Source organism: Streptomyces sp. NBC_00454 (assembly GCF_041434015.1).
GTDB lineage: Bacteria > Actinomycetota > Actinomycetes > Streptomycetales > Streptomycetaceae > Streptomyces.
Window position 1 is genome coordinate 6,218,735 of sequence record NZ_CP107907.1, and the last position, 19,881, is coordinate 6,238,615.

The 19,881-nt window shown below is 72.6% G+C and carries 16 protein-coding genes and 1 tRNA gene; 8 read left to right on the forward strand and 9 right to left on the reverse strand.

What is annotated here, in order from left to right; translation table 11 throughout:
• Nucleotides 1-6: 6 nt before the first annotated feature.
• The 4 genes from OHU74_RS28525 to zapE all read right to left on the reverse strand — a co-directional run bounded on the left by OHU74_RS28525 (nt 7) and on the right by zapE (nt 4,272).
• Complete coding sequence (locus OHU74_RS28525; RefSeq protein WP_371619835.1) at nt 7-828, reverse strand: PPK2 family polyphosphate kinase; 822 nt, start codon at nt 826-828, stop codon at nt 7-9.
• Nucleotides 829-1,195: 367 nt separating this feature from the next.
• Complete coding sequence (locus OHU74_RS28530) at nt 1,196-2,539, reverse strand: alkaline phosphatase PhoX (protein WP_371618512.1); 1,344 nt, start codon at nt 2,537-2,539, stop codon at nt 1,196-1,198.
• A 189-nt stretch (nt 2,540-2,728) separates the two neighbouring features.
• Nucleotides 2,729-3,154: an OsmC family peroxiredoxin gene (locus OHU74_RS28535; RefSeq protein WP_351826445.1), complete on the reverse strand. Its 426-nt coding sequence runs from the start codon at nt 3,152-3,154 to the stop codon at nt 2,729-2,731.
• Between the two features lie 62 nt (nt 3,155-3,216).
• Complete coding sequence (zapE, locus tag OHU74_RS28540) at nt 3,217-4,272, reverse strand: cell division protein ZapE (protein WP_371619836.1); 1,056 nt, start codon at nt 4,270-4,272, stop codon at nt 3,217-3,219.
• A gap of 84 nt (nt 4,273-4,356) precedes the next feature.
• Between zapE and OHU74_RS28545 the strand changes: the two genes are divergently transcribed.
• The 6 genes from OHU74_RS28545 (at nt 4,357) to OHU74_RS28570 (ending at nt 10,942) form a co-directional block, all read left to right on the forward strand.
• Nucleotides 4,357-5,130, forward strand: coding sequence for a pyrimidine reductase family protein (locus OHU74_RS28545; RefSeq protein ID WP_371618513.1), 774 nt, complete (start codon nt 4,357-4,359; stop codon nt 5,128-5,130).
• 149 nt (nt 5,131-5,279) lie between these two features.
• Nucleotides 5,280-5,747, forward strand: coding sequence for an indole-3-glycerol phosphate synthase (locus OHU74_RS28550; RefSeq protein WP_371618514.1), 468 nt, complete (start codon nt 5,280-5,282; stop codon nt 5,745-5,747).
• Between the two features lie 63 nt (nt 5,748-5,810).
• Nucleotides 5,811-7,205 (forward strand): UDP-N-acetylmuramate--L-alanine ligase, encoded by a 1,395-nt coding sequence (murC, locus tag OHU74_RS28555; protein ID WP_371618515.1) that lies wholly within the window; start codon nt 5,811-5,813, stop codon nt 7,203-7,205.
• 36 nt (nt 7,206-7,241) lie between these two features.
• A complete protein-coding gene (gene msrB / locus OHU74_RS28560; protein ID WP_371618516.1) occupies nt 7,242-7,649 on the forward strand; it encodes a peptide-methionine (R)-S-oxide reductase MsrB in 408 nt (135 codons plus the stop codon).
• A gap of 321 nt (nt 7,650-7,970) precedes the next feature.
• Nucleotides 7,971-10,031 carry a phosphocholine-specific phospholipase C gene (locus OHU74_RS28565; protein ID WP_371618517.1) on the forward strand — a complete coding sequence of 687 codons (2,061 nt, stop codon included), beginning with the start codon at nt 7,971-7,973 and terminating at the stop codon, nt 10,029-10,031.
• 155 nt (nt 10,032-10,186) lie between these two features.
• On the forward strand, nt 10,187-10,942 hold the full coding sequence (locus tag OHU74_RS28570; protein ID WP_371618518.1) for an alpha/beta fold hydrolase: 756 nt from the start codon (nt 10,187-10,189) through the stop codon (nt 10,940-10,942).
• Nucleotides 10,943-10,947: 5 nt separating this feature from the next.
• On the opposite strand, the gene OHU74_RS28575 is transcribed toward OHU74_RS28570, so the two are convergent.
• The 4 genes from OHU74_RS28575 to OHU74_RS28590 all read right to left on the reverse strand — a co-directional run bounded on the left by OHU74_RS28575 (nt 10,948) and on the right by OHU74_RS28590 (nt 15,492).
• Nucleotides 10,948-11,562, reverse strand: a complete 615-nt coding sequence (locus OHU74_RS28575; protein ID WP_371618519.1) for a hypothetical protein — start codon at nt 11,560-11,562, stop codon at nt 10,948-10,950.
• Between the two features lie 88 nt (nt 11,563-11,650).
• Nucleotides 11,651-13,744 (reverse strand): RICIN domain-containing protein, encoded by a 2,094-nt coding sequence (locus tag OHU74_RS28580; protein WP_371618520.1) that lies wholly within the window; start codon nt 13,742-13,744, stop codon nt 11,651-11,653.
• Nucleotides 13,745-14,074: 330 nt separating this feature from the next.
• Nucleotides 14,075-15,217, reverse strand: a complete 1,143-nt coding sequence (locus OHU74_RS28585; protein WP_371618521.1) for an alpha/beta hydrolase — start codon at nt 15,215-15,217, stop codon at nt 14,075-14,077.
• A 202-nt stretch (nt 15,218-15,419) separates the two neighbouring features.
• Nucleotides 15,420-15,492 (reverse strand) — tRNA-His (locus OHU74_RS28590).
• A 228-nt stretch (nt 15,493-15,720) separates the two neighbouring features.
• On the opposite strand from OHU74_RS28590, the gene OHU74_RS28595 reads away from it, so the two are divergent.
• Together OHU74_RS28595 and OHU74_RS28600 are read left to right on the forward strand one after the other, a co-directional pair.
• Nucleotides 15,721-16,875 carry a heparan-alpha-glucosaminide N-acetyltransferase domain-containing protein gene (locus OHU74_RS28595; protein WP_371618522.1) on the forward strand — a complete coding sequence of 385 codons (1,155 nt, stop codon included), beginning with the start codon at nt 15,721-15,723 and terminating at the stop codon, nt 16,873-16,875.
• Nucleotides 16,876-16,966: 91 nt separating this feature from the next.
• A complete protein-coding gene (locus tag OHU74_RS28600; RefSeq protein WP_371618523.1) occupies nt 16,967-18,088 on the forward strand; it encodes a M24 family metallopeptidase in 1,122 nt (373 codons plus the stop codon).
• A 21-nt stretch (nt 18,089-18,109) separates the two neighbouring features.
• Here the strand turns inward: OHU74_RS28600 and treZ are convergent, their stop codons facing one another.
• Nucleotides 18,110-19,873 carry a malto-oligosyltrehalose trehalohydrolase gene (gene treZ / locus OHU74_RS28605; RefSeq protein ID WP_371618524.1) on the reverse strand — a complete coding sequence of 588 codons (1,764 nt, stop codon included), beginning with the start codon at nt 19,871-19,873 and terminating at the stop codon, nt 18,110-18,112.
• Nucleotides 19,874-19,881: the final 8 nt, after the last annotated feature.

Below are 19,881 nucleotides of genomic sequence, written 5' to 3' on the forward strand. Positions count from 1 at the left end.
ATCTGACTATGTGGCAAGCAGACGCGCACGGCACTCCTCCACGTCGAAGTCACCCTTCGGGAACTGCGGCGCGAGGCCTTCCAGGTGCTCCAGGAGCAGCTTGCTGATCGCCCAGTTGCGGTACCACTTGCGGTCCGAGGGGACGACGTACCAGGGCGCGGCGTCCGTGGAACAGCGCTCCAGGGCCAGCTCGTAGGCCTGCTGGTACGCGGGCCACATCGCGCGCTCCTCGATGTCGCCCGGGTTGAACTTCCAGTGCTTCTCGGGGTTGTCGAGCCGCTCCAGGAGCCGCTTGCGCTGCTCCTCGTAGCTGATGTGGAGGAAGACCTTCACGACGCTCACGCCGTCGTCGGCGAGGGACTTCTCGAACCGGTTGACCTGCGCGTAGCGGCGGCCCAGCTGACTGCGCGGCACCAGCTCGCGGACGCGGGCGATGAGGACGTCCTCGTAGTGCGAACGGTCGAAGATGCCGATCTCGCCCGGCTGGGGGAGGGCCTTCATGATGCGCCAGAGGAAGGGGTGGTTCTGCTCCTCGGGAGTGGGCGCCTTGAAGGCCTTGATCCGGCAGCCGGAGGGGTTGAACAGGCCGATCACGTGTTTGACGGTGCCGCCCTTGCCGCTGGTGTCCATGCCCTGCAGCACGAGGAGGACGCGGCGCCGGTCCCCGGCGGTGCTGGCGGCGTAGAGCCGCTCCTGGAGGTCGGCGAGCTGCTCGGCCATCTGGGCGGTGGCCGCCACGCCGGCCGCCTTGTCGGTGGGACCGCCCGGGGTCGCGCCCGGGTGGAACGCGCCGAGGTCCACGCGCTCGCCGGAGGGGACGCGCAGCAGCGGGGCGAGGGGGTTGCCGAAGCCGCCGTGGCCACCGGTCCTGCGGGCGCCCTTGGGGGCCTTGGGGCTCTCGGCGGAGATGCGGAGCAGCTCGCGGAGGGAGAGCGGCTTGGGCTTGGCAGCCTTCTCGCCCTTGGTGTCCTTGGCGGGCTTCGGAGGCTTGGTGTCCTTGGCCGCTTTTTCCCGCTTGGCCGCCTTCTCGGCTTTCTCCGCCTTCGCTGCCTTGTCCGGCTTCCCGCCGTCCTTGTCCTTCTTGGCCACCGCTGGCTACCTCGATCCCGTCGACTCCATCCGATCCTCCAACAGATCGGATGGCACCGCGAGGTGGCGAAAGACCGGGCCCGGCGGGCCGGAAGGCCGTACTGCGTCAGTGCCAGGGGCCCGTCACCGCGAAGGTGGTCCCGGGCGCGTACGCGTTGACGTACATGGTCCGGGCGTCCGGGGAGAAGGTGACGCCCGCGAACTCCCCCCACTCCGGCGCCCCCGGCCTGCCGATGTCCTGGGCGTTGCGGGCCAGCGGGTAGACCTCGCCGCCCGGGGTCACGCCGAAGACGTACTGCGCGCCGCCGCCGTCCTCGCACACCATCAGGCCGCCGTCCGGGGCCAGGCAGATGTTGTCGGGGGAGTCGCCCGGCAGCTGGATGTCGGTGGCCGGGCCGAAGACCACGTCCAGGCGGAGCCGGGCGCGCAGCGGATCGTAGAACCAGACCTGCCCGTGGTGCTCGGCGGGGGAGCCCTCGCGGGTGCGGGAGTAGCTGGAGACGAAGTGCACCCCGGTGCCGCCCCAGTAGCAGCCCTCCAGCTTCTGGGCGTGGGTGATCCCGCCGGGGCCGAAGTCCTGGAGCCGGATCGGGGTCCCGGACGCGGACGGATCCGGTACGGGGACCCACTCCACCGGGAACTCGGCTCCGGGCCGGTCCACCACGGCCAGGTTCGGCAGTCCGGGGACGCGCATGGCCTCCAGCGCACCGCCCGCGCGCAGCGAGCCGGGGCCGCCGAGGGGGCGGGCGGGCAGGAAGCGGTAGAAGAGCCCGAAGGGTTCGACGAAGGCGTCCTCGGTCTCGTAGACCACCCCCAGGTACGGGTCCACGGCGACGGCCTCGTGCGCGAAGCGGCCCATCGCGGTGAGCGGGACCGCGCCGGAGCGGCGGGGGTCGGTGGGGTCGACCTCGAAGACGTAGCCGTGGTCGCGGCCGTAGCCGGAGGTGCCCGCCCGGTCCTCGGTCTCCTCGCAGGAAAGCCAGGTGTTCCAGGGGGTACGGCCGCCCGCGCAGTTGACGGCTGTACCGGCGAGCGCGACGCGCTCCGAGAGGACCCGGCCGTCCGGAGCGAGTTCGAGGAGGGTGCAGCCGCCGAGGGCGTACGGGTCGTACGTGAGCCCGTCGACGAGGGGGACCCGCAGGGCCGCCGTGGTCCGGTTCTCGTGGTTGCGCACGAGCCGGACGCGGCCGTCCCCGGCGGCGAAGGCGGCCATGCCGTCGCAGTTGGCGGGGACGGTGCCCTCGCCGGAGCGCAGCGGATCCCCGGCCCGGGAGAGCACCCGGTAGCCGAACCCGGCGGGCAGGTCGAGCAGTCCGGCGGGGTCGGCCACGAGGGGGCCGTAGCCCCGGGCGGCGGCGGGGGCCGGGGCGGCGCCGGAGAACAGTGCGCCGAGGGCTCCGCCGAAGGAGACGGTGGCGGCCGCCATCAGACTGCGTCGACTGAGGTTCATCGGCAACTCCGGGCGGCGGGGCGGACCTTCGAAGGCCCCGTGGTACCACGCCGGCCCACCGCCCTTGCGCCCGCCGCGCCCGACGACCCCTCGCCCGGGGGTACGGGGTCGGCCCTCAAGCGCCGGGCGGGCCGGATCCGGCCCGCCCGGCGGATGAGGGAGCCGGCCCCGAATGGGGCCGGTCTCGGATCAGACCAGCTCGGCGCTCAGGGTGATCGTCGTTCCCGTCAGGGCCTGGCTGACCGGGCAGTTCTTCTTGGCGTCCTCGGCCGCGGCGGCGAAGGCCTCGGCGTCCAGGCCGGGGACCTCGGCGCGCACGGTGAGGTGGATGCCCGTGATGCCCTCGCCCGGCTGGAACGTCACATCGGCCTTGGTCTCCACCCGGGTGGGAGGCGTACCCGCGCCGTCCAGACCGTGCGAGAGGGCCATCGAGTAGCAGCTGGAGTGCGCGGCGGCGATCAGCTCTTCGGGGCTGGTCTTGCCGTTCGCGGCCTCGGCGCGCGAGGGCCAGGAAACGTCGAACGAGCCCTGGCCGGAGGAGTCGAGGGAGACGACGCCGGAGCCCTTGAGCAGGTTGCCTTCCCAGACGGTGTGGGAAGAACGCGTGGTGGCCATGGTGGTTCCCTTCACGAAGGCGGATAAGGCCGGGCCGTTGAGACGGCCCGGCGTCCCCAAACCTACTGGGACACCAGGGGCTTCGCGTCGCGCGCCAGCGCGGTGAGCCGTGAGATGGCCCGGAAGTACTTCTTGCGGTAGCCGCCGTTCAGCATTTCTTCACTGAAGAGCTTGTCGAAGGGGGAACCGGACGCCAGGACCGGTATCTCCCGGTCGTACAGGCGGTCGGCGAGGACCACGAGGCGCAGCGCCGTCGACTGGTCGGGCACCGGGCCGACGTCGGTGAGGCAGACGGCCGTGATCCCGTCGGTCAGGGCCCCGTAGCGGCTGGGGTGCACCCGCGCCAGGTGGTCGAGGAGCCCGGGGAAATCGTCGAGGCTCGCGCCCTCGGTGGCGTACGCGGCCTTGGCCACCTGCTCGTCGGAGAACGGCGAGGGGGCTTCGGGCAGGCCCCGGTGGCGGTAGTCCTGGCCGTCGATGCGCAGCGGCCGGAAGTGCGCGGAGAGGCCCTGGATCTCCCGGAGGAAATCGGCGGCGGCGAAGCGGCCCTCGCCGAGCTTGCCGGGCAGGGTGTTGGAGGTGGCGGCGAGCGCCACGCCCTGCTCGACCAGGCGGCTGAGCAGGGAGGAGACGAGGACGGTGTCGCCCGGGTCGTCGAGCTCGAACTCGTCGATGCACAGGAGACGGTGGCCGCCGAGGGTCTGCACGGTCTGCTGGAAGCCGAGCGCGCCGACGAGGTTGGTCAGCTCCACGAAGGTCCCGAAGGCCTTGAGCGCGGGCTCGGCCGGGGTGGCGTGCCAGAGGGAGGCGAGCAGGTGGGTCTTGCCGACGCCGTAGCCGCCGTCGAGGTAGACCCCGCGCGGGGCGCTGACGGCGGCGGGCTTCTTCGAGAACCAGCGGCGCTTTCCGGCGCCCGTGGCGTGGGCTCCGCCGAGCCCCGCGGCGAAGCCGGCGAGGACCGTGACGGCCTCGGACTGGCTCGGCTGGGCCGGATCCGGGTTGTAGGTGTCGAAGCGCACCGAGTCGAAACGCGGGGGCGGCACCATCTCGGCCACCAGCCGTTCGGCGGGCACCCGGGGCTCACGGGCGCACAGGGCCTGCGGGCCGGCGTCGGCTATCGGAGGCCGCCCGGAGGCCGGTGCTGAAGGCGAGAGTGATGTTGACACAGCTCTTAACTCTACGGGGCGTGGCACACTGCACCGATGCGACGCCTGTTCCCTGTGACCGATCAGACATCAGCAGACCAGACCGACCGGGAGTGGTCGCTGGACGAGCTCGCGGAGGCCTACGCGTATCCCGAGACGGGCCCGGGCGGCCACTGGCTGCGGGCCAACATGGTGTCCACCCTGGACGGCGCGGCCCAGCACGAGGGGCGCTCGCAGCCGATCTCCGGCGAGACCGACATGCGGATCTTCGGCACCCTGCGGGCGCTGGCGGATGTGGTGGTCGTCGGCGCGGAAACGGTTCGCCAGGAGGGCTACCGCCCCGCACGGGCCCGGGAGGCCTTCGCCGCTCGTCGCACGGCGGCAGGTCAGGGCCCTGCCGCCGTCATCGCCGTGATCACCGCCAGCCTGGACCTGGACTTCTCGCTGCCCCTGTTCACCTCCCCGCTCGTGCCCACCCTGGTGGTCACCGGGGCCGCCGCACCCGCGGACCGGGTGGCCGAGGCCGCCGCGGCCGGGGCCGAGGTGGTGGTGGCCGGCGACGGCACCGGGGTGGACCCGGCCCGGGCGGTACGGGAGCTCGCGGCCCGGGGGCTGCGCCGCCAGCTCACCGAGGGCGGGCCCCGGCTGCTGGGCCAGTTCGTGGCCGCCGACGCGCTGGACGAGCTGTGCCTGACGATCGCGCCGGTGCTCACGGCCGGTGACGCCCAGCGGATCTCCGGCGGGCCTTCGGTCACGGTTCCGCACCGGCTCGCGCCGGCCTGCGTACTGGAAGAGGCCGGGTTTCTCTTCACGCGTTACCGTCGGATCTGACCGGGTAGCGGAATTTGTCGTTCCGCTTAGCTTCCGCTGGGCACATAAGTGGGCAGGTATACCCGCGCAGGGCCCCGTGCGACAGCGGGGCAGGATGGTTTCCGCAGGGGCCGGCCGACCGGCCTCGGCACACGAAGGAGAGGGCGTCCGTGTTCACGAGCGTATTGATGATCGAGCAGCCGCTGACCCCGGTCGACGTGGACTTCGTCACCACCCTCCACGGAGACGAAGCGGTCTCCTTTGTCGTCCTCATGCAACCCCGCGGCGACCGGGACCGGCTGCTGCGCGCCATCGACGACGTAGCGCTCGGTGAGCTCAGCGAGGCCATCCACGAAGGCGACGAACCCGAGGGCGACGCCGCCCGCGGACCGGCGGCGCAGGCCCTGGAGGTCTCCCTGGCATCCCTGCGCAAGAAGGGCGCCAAGGCCGTCGGACAGATCATCGAGGACCACCCGCTCGACAAGCTCCAGGCCGTCGTGGACGAGACCGGCGCCGACGAGGTGATCGTCCTGACCGCCCCGCACTACGTGGAGGAGTTCTTCCACCGCGACTGGGCCTCGCGGGCGCGGCACAAGGTCGGCGTTCCGGTGCTCAAGCTCTTCGCCCACAGCGAATAGGGTGGAGGCGGCCGGATCTCCGCGTCCGGCCGTCCGCACGCACTCGATCCTGGAGCTACCTGAATGAAGCCCGGCCTGCCGACCGCCATGGAACGGCCCCACTTCATCGGCATCGGCGGAGCCGGCATGTCCGGCATCGCGAAGATCCTCGCGCAGCGCGGCGCGAAGGTGGCCGGCAGCGACTCCCGTGACTCCGAGACCGCCCGGGCGCTGCGCGCCCACGGCGTCACGGTCCACATCGGGCACGCCGCCGGCCACCTCGCCGACGACGCCAGCTGCGTGGTCGTCTCCAGCGCCATCCGCGCCGACAACCCCGAGCTGGCCCGCGCCGCCGAGCTGGGCATCCCGGTCGTACACCGCTCCGACGCCCTGGCCGGCCTGATGGACGGCCTGCGCTCGATCGCCGTCGCCGGCACCCACGGCAAGACCACCACCACCTCGATGCTGGCGGTGTCCCTGTCGGCGCTGGGCCTGAACCCCTCGTACGCCATCGGCGGCGACCTGGACGCCCCGGGCTCCAACGCCCACCACGGCGAGGGCGACATCTTCGTGGCCGAGGCGGACGAGAGCGACCGCAGCTTCCACAAATACGCCCCGCAGGTCGCGATCATCCTCAACGCGGAGCTCGACCACCACGCGAACTACGCGTCGATGGAGGAGATCTACGAGTCCTTCGAGACCTTCGTCGGCCGGATCGCCCCCGGAGGCACCCTGGTCGTCGCCGACGGCCAGGCAGGCGCCGCCGAGATCGCCGGGAGGGTCAGCGGCAACCCCGACCTGATGATCGTCACGTACGGCGAGGAGGACAGCGCCGACGTCCAGATCACCAAGATCACCCCGCGCGGGCTGACCAGCGAGGTCACGGTCGTCGTCCAGGGCCGGATGCTCACCTTCACCGTCTCGGTGCCCGGCCGCCACTACGCGCACAACGCCGTCGCGGCCCTCGCCGCCGGTGTCGCGCTCGGCATCCCCGCGCACAACCTGGCCTCCGCCCTCGGCAAGTACACCGGGGTCAAGCGCCGCCTCCAGCTCAAGGGCGAGGAAGCCGGCGTACAGGTCATCGACTCCTACGCGCACCACCCCACCGAGATGACCGCCGACCTGGAGGCCATCCGCGGCGCCGCCGGGGACTCCCGCATCCTGGTCGTCTTCCAGCCCCACCTCTTCTCGCGCACCCAGGAGCTCGGCAAGGAGATGGGCCAGGCCCTGGCCCTCGCCGACGCCTCCGTGGTCCTCGACATCTACCCCGCCCGCGAGGACCCGGTCCCCGGGGTCACGAGCGAGATCATCATCGACGCCGCCCGGTCGGCGGGCGCCGACGTCACCCCCGAGCACGACAAGGACGCCGTGGCCGACGTCATCGCGGGAATGGCCAAGCCCGGCGATCTCGTTCTCACCATGGGTGCGGGCGACGTCACGGACCTGGGGCCGGTCATCCTGGCCCGACTGGCGAACTGACGGCTCTGGGAAGAGCGGGAAAGCGGGAGAGTGGTCATGTCGTACGAGGTAGAGAAGACCGACGAGCAGTGGCAGGCGGAGCTGACCCCGTCCGAGTACCAGGTGCTGCGCCTCGCCGGCACCGAACCCGCCTTCCGCGGTGAGTACACGGACACCAAGACGGAGGGCGTCTACTCCTGCCGCGGCTGCGGCTCCGAGCTGTTCCGTTCCACGGAGAAGTTCGAGTCGCACTGCGGCTGGCCCTCCTTCTTCGACCCCAAGGACTCCGAGGCGGTCGAACTGAAGGCGGACACCGCGCACGGCATGATCCGCACCGAGGTCCTCTGCGCGAAGTGCGGCTCCCACCTCGGCCACGTCTTCGAGGGCGAGGGCTACCCCACCCCCACGGACCAGCGCTACTGCATCAACTCCATCTCCCTGCGCCTGACGCCCACCGAGGGCTGAGGACCGCTTCCACGGGCCCCGGCTCCGGCCCCGAGCATGAGTGCTCGGGCCGGAGTCGGGGCCCGTCGCGCGTCCGGGGGTGCGCGGGTCGGGCCGCGCCGCGGAGGCGAACTCCGCCGTGAGCTGGGCGTTGTGACGCCAGTCGCGCGCCGTGGCGGGAATCGGCCAGTGGGGCATGAACCGTGTGACGAGGCCTTCCGTTCTCCAGGTGTACGGCCCACTGTCACGAAAGCAATGCCGACCGGTACCCCGGGGCCGCTGTTCTTGGGGCGCCCCCAGGCACATCCTCACCGTCTCCCCCCCCCAGAGGTCGTCGACACCATGGCAGAACTGAACCGCCGCAGGTTCCTGCAGATCGCGGGCGGCACGGCCGCCGCCGCGATGCTCAACGAGAGCATCGCGCGCGCCGCCGCCATTCCCGCGCAGGGCAGCACCGGGACCATCCAGGACATCGAGCACATCGTCGTCCTCATGCAGGAGAACCGGTCCTTCGACCAGTACTTCGGCTCGATGAAGGGCGTACGGGGCTTCGGCGACCCGCGTCCCGTCCTGCAGGACAACGGCAAGTCCGTCTTCTACCAGTCCAACGGGACGAAGGACATCCTCCCCTTCCACCCGCAGGTCAACGACCTCGGCATGCAGTTCGTCGAGGGCCTCAACCACGACTGGGCCGGCGGCCACCAGGCGTACAACAACGGCAAGTACGACAAGTGGGTGCCCGCCAAGACCACCACGACCATGTCGTACATGACGCGCAACGACATACCGTTCCACTACGCGCTGGCCGACGCCTTCACCGTCTGCGACTCCTACCACTGCTCCTTCATCGGTGCCACCGACCCCAACCGCTACTACATGTGGTCGGGTTACACGGGCAACGACGGCGTGGGCGGCGGCCCGGTCCTCGGCAACCAGGAAGCCGGCTACGGCTGGAAGACCTACCCCGAGCGCCTCGAGTCGGCCGGGGTGTCGTGGAAGGTCTACCAGGACATCGGCGACGGCCTGAACGCGGCCGGATCCTGGGGCTGGATCAGCGACGCGTTCCGCGGCAACTACGGCGACAACTCGCTGCTGTACTTCAACAACTACCGCAACGCCCAGCCGGGCAGCGCCCTCTACGAGAAGGCCCGTACGGGCACCAACGCCAAGGCGGGCGAAGGCTACTTCGACAAGCTGCGCGCGGACGTCGTGGGCGGCACGCTGCCCCAGGTCTCGTGGATCGCGGCGCCCGAGGCGTTCAGCGAGCACCCGAACTGGCCCACGAACTTCGGCGCCTGGTACATCTCCCAGGTGCTCGACGCACTGACGGCCAACCCCGACGTCTGGGCGAAGACGGCCTTCTTCATCACCTACGACGAGAACGACGGTTTCTTCGACCACGTCGTGCCGCCGTACCCGCCGGCCTCCTCGGCGTGGGGCCTGTCGACCGCCGACGTCTCCAAGGACCTGTTCGCGGGCAACTCGAGCTACACGGCCGGTCCGTACGGGCTCGGCCCGCGCGTCCCGATGATCGTGGTCTCCCCGTGGAGCAAGGGCGGTTACGTCTGCTCCGAGACCTTCGACCACACCTCGGTGATCCGCTTCATGGAGAAGCGGTTCGGCGTGCAGGAGCCCAACATCTCCCCGTGGCGCCGCGCGGTGTGCGGCGACCTGACCTCGGCCTTCGACTTCTCCAAGGCCGACGCCTCGCCCGCCGCCCTGCCCTCAACCGCGGCGTACGTCCCGGCGGACCACAACGCCCACGCCTCCTACCACCCGGTCCCGCCGGCGACGGGCACGCTGCCCAAGCAGGAGGCCGGCAGCAAGCCGACGCGCGCACTGGGCTACGTCCCCTACGTGGACGGCAAGGCCACGGTCTCCACGGGCAAGTTCACCCTGACCTTCTCCTCGGGTCCCTCCCTCGGCGCCCACTTCCACAGCACCTCGGGCAACCGTACGGACGGCCCGTGGCCCTACACCGTCGAGGCGGGCAAGACCCTCGCGGACACCTGGAGCACGAGCAGCTCCACCGGCAACCAGATCAACCTCACGGTCTGGGGCCCGAACGGGTTCCTGCGCACCTGGAAGGGCCCGGCGAAGAAGGCCGGCCCCGAGGTCACGGCCCGCCACGACGGGACCACCGGCAACCTGGTCCTGTCCCTGACCAACGGCGGAACCGCCGCGGTCAACCTCACCGTGACCAACACCTACGGCGGCACGCCCCAGACCCTGCGGGTCGCGGCCGGCGCGACGGTCCCCTGCACGGTGGCCCTGACGGCCACCTCCCGCTGGTACGACGTCAACGTGGTCTCCGACGCGGACACCACCTTCCTGCGCCGCTTCGCGGGCCACGTCGAGACGGGCGCGACCGGAGTCTCGGACCCGGCGATCAAGACGGTCTGACGCGACGCGTTTCCGACGCGTTCGTCCGGTGCGCGCAGCAGCCGCCGCTCCAGGACCGGAAGGTCCTGCGGGTGGTGGCTGCGGGCGTACCCGATCAGCCCGGTGGGCAGAGGTACGGAGTTGGTTTTCCGTGCCCCGTCACCGAGGGAGAACGCATGGCCATCGCCCACCGCAGGATCGGTACCGGTCCCGTCCGGGTCATCGTGCTGCACGACTGGTTCGGGACCTCCGCCAACTGGGGCTCCGTGCTGGAGTACCTGGACCCGCGCGAGTTCTCGTACGCCTTCCTCGACTACCGGGGCTACGGCGACCGCCGGGACCTTCCCGGCCGGTACACCCTCGGCGAGATCGCCGACGACGTGCTCGCGCTCGCCGACGAGCTCGGCTGGGACACCTTCTCCCTCCTCGGCCACTCCATGGGCGGCAAGGCCGCCCAGCAGGTCCTCGTCCGCGCCCCCGAACGCATCGAGAAGCTGGCCGGGATCAACCCGGTCCCCGCGGGCCCGTACGAGATGGACGACGCGACCCACGCGCTGTTCTACGGGGCCGCCGAGCACCCGGAGAACCGCCGCGCCATCCTCGACCTCGTCACCGGCCGGCGCGCGAGCCCGTACTGGCTGGAGCGGATGGTCGAGCACTCCCTCACCGTCTCCCGGCCGGAGGCCTTCGCGGCGTACCTCGCGAGCTGGCAGCCGCTCGACCTGTCCGCGGCCGTGAAGGGCAACACCGTCCCGGTGCTGGTCTTCGTGGGCGAGTACGACCTCGCGCTCACCGCCGACGTCATGCGGGCCACCTGGCAGGTCTGGTACCCGAACTGCCGGATCCACCCGCTCCCCGGCGCGGGCCACTACCCGCCGCACGAGAGCCCGGTGGCCTTCGCCACCGCGCTGGAGGCGTTCCTGAGGAGCTAGGCCGTCTAGCTCCGGCGGGCCCTGCGGCGGCGCAGCAGTATGCCGACCGCCGCGCCGGCCAGGGCGGTCGCGGCCACGCCGGCCACCGTCCACCAGGCGGCGCCCCGCGCGGCGCCGGCCTCGGGCGCGGGTGCCGGAGTGGGTTTGGAAGCCGCTGTGCGGGGTGTCGGCGATGTGTCGGGGGCGGCGGCCGTCGGCGAGGCGGTGGAGGGCGAGGCGGTGGACGGCGCGGGATCCACCACGGGTACGGCCACTTCGCGTTCGCCGTGGCCCAGAGCCGGGAAACCGACGTCCACGCTCACCTTCCAGGACCCGGGCGGCAGCGTCTCGGCGGTGCTCCACCCGGCGGGCGGCGCGGCCGGATCGCGGACCAGGCGCCAGGGGCCGAGGGTGCGGGTGCCGTCGCCGCTGACCGCGTTCACGGTGGCGGCGACCGCGGAGTCGACGGCGTCTCCGTCGTTCTCCCAGGTGACGTCGGCGGTGACGTGGCCGGCGCGCTCGCCGGTGACCACCACCTTCACGGTGTCGCCGTGGGCATGCGCCGCGGCGGGGGACAGCAGGACCAGACCGAGTGCGCCCAGCGGGGCCAGGGCGGCCGGGAAAGCGGTTCGTATGCGCATCGTCGCAGTGCTCCGGGTGGGGTGAGGGGCCGGCGGACGGCCGCGGGGCGCGGCCGTCCGCCGGGTCGGTCGGGGGTCGCTCAGCCGGTCAGCCGGCCTTCTGTACGGTCCACAGCTGGCCCGCGCCGCCGTCGGCGCGCCGGAGTTCCAGCAACCGGGTCCCGTAGTAGGGCCGGTTGCCCACGGTCAGGGCGAAGCCGCCGCCCGGGTCCGCGACGGTCACCGCGCCGCCGCGGGAGGTCAGCCGCCAGGACTGCGCGGCGTCCGAGCCGCAGGGCCGCTGCGCGACCCACATGCCCTCGGCGGGTGCGCCGCCCGGCTGCAGGCACTTGCCGGAGGCCGCGGAGCGGATGCGGACCAGCCCGCCGCCCGCGTCGTCGAAGTACCACTGCTGCTGCGCGTAGCCGTTGGCGGGGGACCCGACGAGCACGGTCCCGTCGGCGTCGCGGCCGCCCCACAGCTCGGCGGCCATGCCGGTGCTGCCGTTGCCGAGCAGGTAGCGGATGCCGGGGGTGGTCGTTCCGCCGTCCGTGCGCAGGGTACGGAAGGTCGTGGCCCGGCCGGCCCCGCTGTCCCGGCCGGCGGTGTCGCGGACGGAGACGGAGACGGAGTACGAGGTGTCCGGCCGCAGGTTGTAGATGCGCAGCACCGGGGACTGGGTCCAGGTCAGGTGCTTGCCGCCCAGCAGGACTTGGTACCAGGCGGCGCCCTCGACCTTGGGCCAGCTCACCACGGCGGAGTCGGACCGGACCTGACCGGCCGTCACGGCCGGTCCGCCGGTGGGCTTCTTGGTCGGTGTGGGAGTCGGAGTCGGTGTGGGCGTGGGCTTGCCGGTGGGGGTGGGCGTCGGGGTCGGCTTCGGGTCGGGGCCGGTGCCGCCTCCGCCGTTGTCGCGCATCAGGAACTGGTTGTCGGCGATGTTCCAGTGCGTGGCCAGGTAGCTGCCGGGCTTCGGGCTGGTGTGGAAGTAGTCGTCGTGGTTGCAGTCCAGGATGTTCTCGGAGGCCTGGTTGGTGCAGACGTTGCGCATCTGCGGGTAGTACGGGGTGTCCGAGTAGCACATGACGTCGAACTCGTCGGTGCAGTGGGCGCCGCGGCTGGTGTTCGGGGCGCTGTTGTTGACCGCGCCCAGGTTGTGGCCGAGTTCGTGCGCGGCGGTGTGGCCGCCCCAGCAGCCCGAGTCCGTACGCCCGTAGGAGGGGCCGAAGTTGCTCTGGTTGGCCTGGCCGGGCCGCTCGTCACCGTTGAAGGTGCCGATGCCGCAGTAGACCTGGGTGTCGGCGAAGAGCATGTACTTGCGGTCCCGGCGGTCCAGGCCCTTCGCCGCGAGTGCGGCGTTGGTCGCGCTGAACTCGGACAGTGCCGCGTCGGGGAGTTCGATGTCGAGCACGGTCGGCGTGCAGTCGGCGGCCGTCACGTAGCGGATGTGGCGGATGCCGCCCGTCTCCTGGGCGCTCGTCGAGTAGATGAGGTCGGCATCGGCCGCCCACTTGCGGAACGAGGCCGCGTACTCCGAGTAGCGGTCCCGGCCGGGGCCGTGGACGTACGCGACCTGGACGCGGTTTCCGGTGCTGCCGTCGCCGTCGCACTGGACGGTCTGGCCCGCGGGGCCCGCGGCGACGGCCGTGTCGGCAGCGGCGGCCGAGGGTCCCGGCGCGGGTGCGGCGGCGGCGGTCTTCGCGGCCCCGGCGTCGGCGGCGGGCGCGTCCTGAGGACGCCCGCCGTCCTGCGCGGGTGCCGGGTCCTCGGCCGCGGGGCGGGCCGGATCGGCGGCCGCGGCCTTGGTGGCGACGGCGGGGGCGATGTCCTTCTTGATGTCCACACCGGTGGGCGGTGCGTCGGGGCCGTGGGTGCACAGGCCGGCTCCGGTGCGGTAGACGCCGACGCACCGGTCGCCCTTCGGAGCGGGCTGCAGCCCGTCGTAGACCATGCCGCGCCCGCCGTCGTTGGCGGGTGCGCCGGCGAGCGGGTCCGGATCCTGGTCCCGTGCGGGGGCGGCGGCCGGTGCGGCGTCCGCGGCGGCTCCCGAGGCCCGGGCGGGCGCCGCGGCCTGGGCGCCGTCGCCGATTCCGGAGTAGGCGATGCCGGCGGCGATCACCGCCGCCGTGGCGGTGGCGGCGGTGAGAAGTATGAACCGGCGTGGTCTGCGCCGGTGTTCCCGCCGTCTGCGTCGTCCTGTCATGCGCACCTCAACTCGTAATCGGAGTGACTGGGTGCGCGGAAGCCTGCCAGACGGATGCGGCGGAGAATTCGGACAAACGGGAGTGCGCCTCAAGAAATCATTCCGTTACCTGTCCGTCTGATTTGACGAACACTCAATTCCCTGCGAAATCAAGGCAATTGAGCTTCTCTTGAGGTGAAGGTCCAGGCCTTTGATGCGGCGGAGTTATCAAATCGAAATAATCGAGAAGGGTTTATTGACGGGAATTTAGTCGGGGATTCATCTAATTACTACCTGTCGAATCGAGTCCGTCACGACCCGTCACGAACCGCCGTGACCGGCGGTGCGTCCTCATGACCCGCCGTCACCCGGAGCCAGCCGGCCCACCAACCACACGAGCGCGGGCGGCACTTCGCGCCCCCACGTCTCGTAGTTGTGCCCGCCGCTCGCCAGGACGATCGACGAGATCCGGGCGGGCGGGCGCACCGCCTCGATGAACTCCAGTGTCTGCGGGTACTGGTGCTCGCCCCTGCGGCTGCTCGCCACCAGCAGGGACACCGGGGGCTGCGGCAGGTTCCGCAGCCGCCACAGCAGGTCGTTCTCCCGCCGGCGGCTTGCGTCGCCGCCGAACAGGTCACCGGTGTCGGCGTCGCGCGCAGCCTCGTACGAGGCCGAGAGCCCGGCCGCGGCCCGGTACGCCTCCGGCTTGCGCAGGGCCAGCTTCAGCGCGCAGTACCCGCCCACCGAGTTGCCCATCACGCCCCATCCCCGGGGGTCGCGCGTGAGGCCGTAGTGCGCGGCCGTCGCCGCCCGCAGGTCCTCCGCGAAGAAGGTCTCCACCCGGGGCCCGCCCGGCACGTCCACGCACTCCGTGTCCCGGGGCGGCGCCACCGTCGGGGTGGTCAGCACCAGCACCGCGGGCCGCATCTTCCCCTCCCGTACCGCGTCCAGCGCCACCTGCGGATACCGGAACAGGTCGATCAGCACCCGCGTCGTGCTCGGGAACCCGCTCAGCGCCAGCACCACGGGGAACTCCGCACGCCGCTGAGCCGTCGCGTTCAGGTACTGCGGCGGCAGGTACACGTACGCCTGCGCCGACAGCCCGCTGCGCGGCCCGCGCACCGTGACCGCCTCGATCCGGCCGATCACCGCCGGGTCGTCCGAGCCGCCGTGGCGCCACGAGTGCGTACTGCGCACCAGCAGCCCGTCCCGCCCCGCCGGGTCCGTCCCCGCGGGCGCCGGCTCCTCGCGCTGGAGGGACAGCAGGTCGCGCCAGGAGCTGTAGAAGCCGTACGAGGAGTTCACCGCGAGCAGTAGCGGCACCCCCATCGTCAGCGTGACCGCCAGCTGGAGCCCGGCCCGGCCCAGCACCGGCCGTACCCCGCGCCCCGTGAGTCGGGGCCACACCCACACCGTGCCCGCGAACACCGCGGCCGCCAGGAGGACGGTGAGCAGCAGCACCGCGAGACCATTGATGGACAGCCACGTGGACACGGACGCCGGGCCCGGGTCAGCCGACCGGGCCGCGCGGGGCGGCGGCCGTGTCCCGGTCGTCGGCGATCAGGACCCGGATGTCGCTTTTCATACCGTTGATCCTGCCAGGCTGTCCAGGAGGCCGCAGTGATCGCCGGGGGCGGGGTCACAAAAAACCCGTGGGGGGTACGAGGAAACCTCGTACCCCCCACGGGATCAACAGGGTGAGTGACGGGACTTGAACCCGCGGCCACCTGGACCACAACCAGGTGCTCTACCAACTGAGCTACACCCACCACGACGGGCGGCGGACCACCCGTTCGATGTGCATGCACAGCATAGCCGATCAGCGGGGTGCTCCCGCGACGCCTTATCGGGTGAGGGCGCGGTGACCTCGTACGACGCCACCGCGCCGGTCGCCCGCCTCGAGCGTCCCCCGAGCCTCGCTCCGGCCCGGGCCCATCGACCCGGGCCCATCGGCCCCTGCAGGCAACCTCGCCGCCCCGATCCCCCTCCCTACCCATATGGGATCAAACCGACTGACCGGCCTGGACGCGGCCCGCGGCGCCGCCGTCCTCGGCATGTTCGCCGTCCACGTCGGCCCGCCGCCCGTCCCCGACGGCGCCGGCTGGCTGCTCGTGGCCGCCGACGGCCGCGCCCCCGCCGTCTTCACCCTCATAGCGGGCTTCTCCCTCGCGCTGGCCCGTGCCCGCGCCACCGAACCGCCGCCGCTGCGCGCCACCTTGACCCGCTGCGCGATCCTCGCCGCGCTGGGCCTGCTCCTCGCCGCGCTCTCGCCCGGCATCCTCGTGATCCTGGCCTTCTACGCCGTCTACTTCCTGGCCGCCGAGCCCTTCACCCGGCTGCGCACCCGCACCCTGGCCGCCAGCGCCGGCGCCGCGGTGCTCCTGGGCCCGGTCCTCTCCTACGCCCTGGGCCAGGCCCTCGGGCTGCGCACCGGCGGGCGCGGAGCCACCCCGGTCCCGGCCTCCCTGACGAGCTGGTCCGGAGCCGGGGAGACCGTGCGCGACCTGCTGCTCTCGGGCGCGTACCCGCTGCTCACCTACTTCCCGTACATCCTGGTCGGCATGGCCCTCGGCCGCCTCGCCGACCTGCGCGGCAAGCGTTCGCTCCGGCTGCTCACCGGCGCCGGGGCGGCGGTCGCAGCCCTCGGGTACGGCGCCTCCTGGCTCGCCCTCGGCCCCGGGGGCCGGCGCGAAGCACTGCTGCGGGCCGTCGCGCGGGAGCACCCCTGGGCCATGGCGGAGCCCGACCCGGTCGCCGCGGTGCTGAGCGAGCAGTTCGGGGCCGTCCCCAGCACCTCCTGGGACTGGATGCTGCTGGCCGGCCCCTACAGCCAGACCCCGCTGGAGACCCTCGGCAACGCCGGGGTCGGCGCCGCCCTCATCGGCTCGCTGGCCCTCGCCGCGGGGGCCGCCGGCTGGGTGGCGAAGGCGCTGCGGCCGCTCGCCGCCGTCGGCGCGATGGCCCTGTCGGTGTACGTGGTGCACGCGGTTGCGCTGGCGCTGTTCCTGCGGGGCTGGAGCGGGTGGGAGGCCCTGGCCGGCTTCAGTGCCTGCGCGGTGGTCGGCTGCCTGGCCTGGCAGCACCTCCTGCGCGGTACGGAGCTGCGGCGGGGGCCGCTGGAGTGGGCGCTGCGGGCGGTGACCCCGGCGTGACGGGAGCCCCGCAGGGCTCCGCGCCGCGCCGGGGCGGGGCCGATCGGCGCGGCCCCTGCCATCACCGGGCGGAGCGCGGCAGGATCCCGGTATGGACCACGACTCCGAACCCTTCACGGCCGCCGACTACGCAGCCCGGATGGCCGCCGCCGCCGAGGCCGCCGCCGACGCCGGCCTGGCCGGCCTGCTGATCTCCCCCGGGCCCGACCTCGCCCACCTCACCGGATACCGGCCGGTCGACACCGAGCGGCTGACCCTGCTCGTCCTCGCCGCCGGCCAGGACCCCGTCCTCGTCGTCCCCGCGCTGGAGGCCCCCGACGCGGCGAAGGCGCCCGGGGCGGCCGCGCTGACCCTGCGCGACTGGGCCGACGGGAAGAACCCGTACACCGTGACCTCACCGCTGCTGGACGTGAGGGGCCGCTTCGGGGTCAGCGACAACACCTGGGCGCTGCACCTGCTCGGCATGCAGCGCGAGTTGCCGACGACCTCGTACGTCTCGCTGTCCGACGGGCTGCCCATGCTGCGCGCGGTCAAGGACGAGCGTGAACTGGCCCGGCTCGCGGCGGCCGGCGAGGCCGCGGACGCCGCGTACGCGCAGATCCTGCACGTCCCCTTCGCCGGCCGCCGCGAGAGCGACGTATCCGCCGACCTGACGGCGCTGCTGCGCGTCCACGGCCACTCCCAGGTCGACTTCGCCATCGTCGGCTCCGGGCCCAACGGCGCCAACCCGCACCACGAGGCCGGCGACCGGCTGATCCGGGACGGGGACATGATCGTCCTCGACTTCGGCGGCCTCAAGGACGGCTACGGCTCCGACATCTCCCGCACCGTCCACGTCGGCGAGCCCACCGACGAGGAGCAGCGCGTCCACGACATCGTCCGCGAGGCCCAGCTGGCGGGCGTGGCGGCGGCCCGGCCGGGAGCCGCCTGCCAGGACGTGGACCGGGCGGCCCGCGCGGTGATCACCGAGTTCGGCTACGGCGAGCAGTTCATCCACCGCACCGGCCACGGCATCGGAGTCACCACGCACGAGCCCCCGTACATGGTCGAGGGCGAGGAACAGCCCCTCGTGCCCGGCATGTGCTTCTCGGTGGAGCCCGGCATCTACCTCCCCGGCCGCTTCGGCGTCCGCATCGAGGACATCATCACCGTCACCGAGAGCGGCTGCCGCAGCTTCAACAACGCCTCGCGGGAGCTGGCGATCGTCGAATAGGCCCCGGGCGGCCCGGCGGGCCTAATGGCCCAGGACCACCGCCGATTCGGCCGGTACGTGGACGCGTCCGGCGGGATCGGGGTGGTCCACGGGGAGCCAGGCGGCCAGGACCCGTACGCCGTTGCGGCCCAGGGCGACCGTGACGGGCTCCGCGGCGAAGTTCACCACCACGCGGATGTCACCCCGGCGGAAGGTCAGCCAGCGCCGCTCCTCGTCGTGGGCCACCCGGACCGACGCCAGATCGGGATCGCGCAGGTCCGGGTGGGTGCGCCGGAGCCTGACCAGGGTGCGGTACCAGTCCAGCAGGCGGGCGTGCGGCGGCCGGCCGGGCTCGGTCCAGTCCAGGCAGGAGCGCTCGCGCGTGGCCGGGTCCTGGGGATCGGGGATCTCCTCCGGCTTCCAGCCGTGCGCCGCGAACTCCCGGCGCCTGCCTGTCCGTACGGCCTCGGCGAGCTCCGGGTCGGGATGGTCGGTGAAGTACTGCCAGGGCGTGCCCGCGCCCCACTCCTCGCCCATGAACAGCATCGGCACGAACGGCCCGGTCAGCGCCACCGTCGCCGCGCACGCCAGCAGCCCCGGGGAGACGGAGGCCGCGAGCCGGTCGCCCACCGCCCGGTTGCCGATCTGGTCGTGGGTCTGGGTGTAGCCGAGGAACCGGTGTGCGGGGGTACGGGCGCGGTCCAGCGGGCGGCCGTGGTGGCGGCCCCGGAAGGAGGACCAGGTCCCGTCGTGGAAGAAGGCCCGGGTGAGGGTCTTGGCGAGGGCGCCGATCGGGGCCTCGGCGAAGTCCGCGTAGTACGCCTGGGATTCGCCGGTCACCGCGCAGTGCAGCGCGTGGTGGAAGTCGTCGTTCCACTGTGCGTGCAGGCCCAGGCCGCCGGCGCCGCGGGGAGTGGTGGTGCGCGGATCGCACTGGTCGGACTCGGCGATCAGGAAGAGCGGCCGGCCGGACTCGGCGGCCAGTTCGTCCACCGCCGCGGCCAGTTCCTCCAGGAAGGACAGGGCCCGCCCGTCGACGAGCGCGTGCACCGCGTCCAGGCGCAGCCCGTCGATCCGGTAGTCGCGCAGCCACGCGAGGGCGCTGCCGAGGAGGTACGCGCGCACCTCGTCGGAGCCGGGCGCGTCGAGGTTCACCGCCGAGCCCCAGGGGGTGTGGTGGGTGTCGGTGAAGTACGGGCCGAAGGCGGGGAGGTTGTTGCCGGAGGGGCCGAGGTGGTTGTGTACCACGTCCAGGACCACGCCCAGCCCGGCGGTGTGCGCCGCCTCGACGAACCGGACCAGCCCGGCCGGGCCCCCGTACGGCTCGTGCACGGCCCAGGGCGCGACCCCGTCGTACCCCCAGCCGTGCCGGCCGGGGAAGGAACAGACCGGCATCAGCTCGACGTGGGTGACGCCGAGGGCGGTGAGGTGGCCGAGGCGGGCGGCCGCCGCGTCGAAGGTGCCCTCGGGGGTGAAGGTGCCGATGTGCAGCTCGTACAGGACGGCGTCCTGGAGCGGGACGCGGGGCGAGGGGGCCGGGACCTCGGGGGCGAGCGCCTCGAAGTCGACGACCGCCGAGAGGCCCTCGGGCCCGGTGGGCAGGCGACGCCCGCGCGGGTCGGGGCGCAGGGGTTCACCGGTGTCCTCCGCATGGCCCAGCAGGAACCCGTACCGGGAGCCGTCGGCGGCCGGGGCCTGCACGACCCACCAGCCGTCGCGCTCCGGATCGCGCGTCATCTCGTACGTGACCTCGTCGAGCCGCATGGCGACCCGGCCTGTCAGCGGTGCCCACACTTCGAACTGCACGGACGGTC

Coding starts and splice junctions, on each gene's coding strand:
- murC (WP_371618515.1), top strand. CDS start 5,811: ATGAAGCCCGGCCTGCCGACCGCCATGGAACGGCCCCACTTCATCGGC.
- OHU74_RS28600 (WP_371618523.1), top strand. CDS start 16,967: ATGGACCACGACTCCGAACCCTTCACGGCCGCCGACTACGCAGCCCGG.
- OHU74_RS28535 (WP_351826445.1), bottom strand. CDS start 3,154: ATGGCCACCACGCGTTCTTCCCACACCGTCTGGGAAGGCAACCTGCTC.
- OHU74_RS28595 (WP_371618522.1), top strand. CDS start 15,721: ATGGGATCAAACCGACTGACCGGCCTGGACGCGGCCCGCGGCGCCGCC.
- OHU74_RS28565 (WP_371618517.1), top strand. CDS start 7,971: ATGGCAGAACTGAACCGCCGCAGGTTCCTGCAGATCGCGGGCGGCACG.
- OHU74_RS28575 (WP_371618519.1), bottom strand. CDS start 11,562: ATGCGCATACGAACCGCTTTCCCGGCCGCCCTGGCCCCGCTGGGCGCA.
- OHU74_RS28530 (WP_371618512.1), bottom strand. CDS start 2,539: ATGAACCTCAGTCGACGCAGTCTGATGGCGGCCGCCACCGTCTCCTTC.
- OHU74_RS28580 (WP_371618520.1), bottom strand. CDS start 13,744: ATGACAGGACGACGCAGACGGCGGGAACACCGGCGCAGACCACGCCGG.
- msrB (WP_371618516.1), top strand. CDS start 7,242: ATGTCGTACGAGGTAGAGAAGACCGACGAGCAGTGGCAGGCGGAGCTG.
- OHU74_RS28570 (WP_371618518.1), top strand. CDS start 10,187: ATGGCCATCGCCCACCGCAGGATCGGTACCGGTCCCGTCCGGGTCATC.
- OHU74_RS28545 (WP_371618513.1), top strand. CDS start 4,357: ATGCGACGCCTGTTCCCTGTGACCGATCAGACATCAGCAGACCAGACC.